The 1691-nt window shown below is 67.4% G+C and carries 1 protein-coding gene; it reads left to right on the top strand.

What is annotated here, in order from left to right; genetic code table 11:
• Positions 1-1691 (top strand): type I polyketide synthase (locus AOK03_RS38905; RefSeq protein WP_244177936.1); only part of this gene is annotated, 1691 nt, incomplete at both ends.

Raw genomic sequence — 1691 nt, 5'->3', positions numbered from 1 at the left:
GTGCGGGGTTCGGCGGTGAATCAGGACGGTGCGAGCAATGGTTTGACGGCGCCGAATGGTCCGTCGCAGGAGCGGGTGATTCGTCAGGCGTTGGCCAGTGGTGGGTTGGTGTCGGCGGATGTGGATGTGGTGGAGGGGCACGGTACGGGGACGACGCTGGGTGATCCGATTGAGGCGCAGGCGTTGTTGGCGACGTATGGGCAGGGGCGGGCGGAGGGTCGTCCGTTGTGGCTGGGTTCGGTGAAGTCGAATATTGGTCATACGCAGGCGGCTGCGGGTGTTGCGGGTGTCATCAAGATGGTGATGGCGATGCGGCGTGGTGTGGTGCCGGCGAGTTTGCATGTGGATGAGCCGTCGCCGCATGTGGATTGGGAGTCGGGTGCGGTTCGGCTTGCTGGGCGGGCGGTGTCGTGGCCGGATGCGGGGGTGGAGGGGCGGCCGCGTCGTGCGGGTGTGTCGTCGTTTGGTGCGTCGGGGACGAATGCGCATGTGATTGTGGAGCACGTTCCGGAGCCTGAGCCTGAGCCTGGGCCTGCGGAGGCTGGTTCGGAGACCAGTCCGGAGGGTGAGGGCGTGCTGGTGCCGTGGGTGGTGTCGGCGCGGGGTCCGCAGGCATTGCGTGAGCAGGCACGCCGTCTGCGGGATGCGGTCGGGGATGACACGGGCGCGGCGGTACGTGACGTGGGCTGGTCCCTGTTGCACTCGCGCTCACTGTTCGAGCAGCGCGCTGTGGTGGCTGGACGTGAGCGCACTGAACTGCTGGCAGGCCTCGATGCGTTGGCCGCCGGTGAGGCACATCCGACCTTGACGGAGTCCCGTGAGGATGCGGTGGCCACGCATAAGGACGTGGTCTGGCTGTTCAGTGGTCAGGGCAGTCAGGTGGTGGGGATGGGGGCTGGTTTGTATGAGCGGTTCCCTGTGTTCGCTGCCGCCTTTGATGAGGTGTGTGGGCTGCTGGACGGGGAGTTGGGGGGTTCGGTCCGTGATGTTGTGTTGCGTGGGCCGAAGCAGCGGTTGGATCACACGATGTGGGCGCAGGCGGGGTTGTTTGCGCTGCAGGTGGGTTTGGCGCGGTTGTGGGAGTCGGTGGGTGTGCGGCCGGGTGTGGTGGTCGGGCATTCGATCGGGGAGATTGCGGCGGCGCATGTTGCGGGTGTGTTTGATCTGGCGGATGCGTGCCGGGTTGTGGGAGCGCGGGCCCGGCTGATGGGTGCCCTGCCTGAGGGCGGGTCGATGTGTGCGGTCCAGGCCACCCCCGAGGAGCTGGCGGCAGTCCTGGAGGGTTCCGGGGTGAGTGTCGCCGCGGTCAACACGCCCGATTCCACGGTCATTTCGGGGCCCGCCGACGAGGTGGAGAGGGTTGCCGCGTTGTGGCGGGTGAAGGGGCGTAAGACGAAGGCGCTGTCGGTCAGTCATGCCTTCCATTCGGTGTTGATGGAGCCGATGCTGGCGCAGTTCACCGACGCGATCCGTGGCGTGGAGTTCGCGCCGCCGAGGATTCCCCTGATCAGCAATGTGTCGGGCACGGAGGCGGGAGAGGAGATCACGTCCCCCGAGTACTGGGCCAGGCACGTCCGGCAGCCGGTCCTCTTCCAGCCCGCCATCTCCGAAGTGGCCGCCCGCGCGGGCGTGTTCGTGGAGCTGGGTCCGGCTCCGGTGCTGGCCACCGCCGCCCAGCACACCCTGGACCA

The organism is Streptomyces atriruber, from assembly GCF_001418325.1.
Taxonomy (GTDB): Bacteria; Actinomycetota; Actinomycetes; order Streptomycetales; family Streptomycetaceae; genus Streptomyces; species Streptomyces atriruber.
This window is presented reverse-complemented; position numbering and strand designations above follow the sequence as displayed.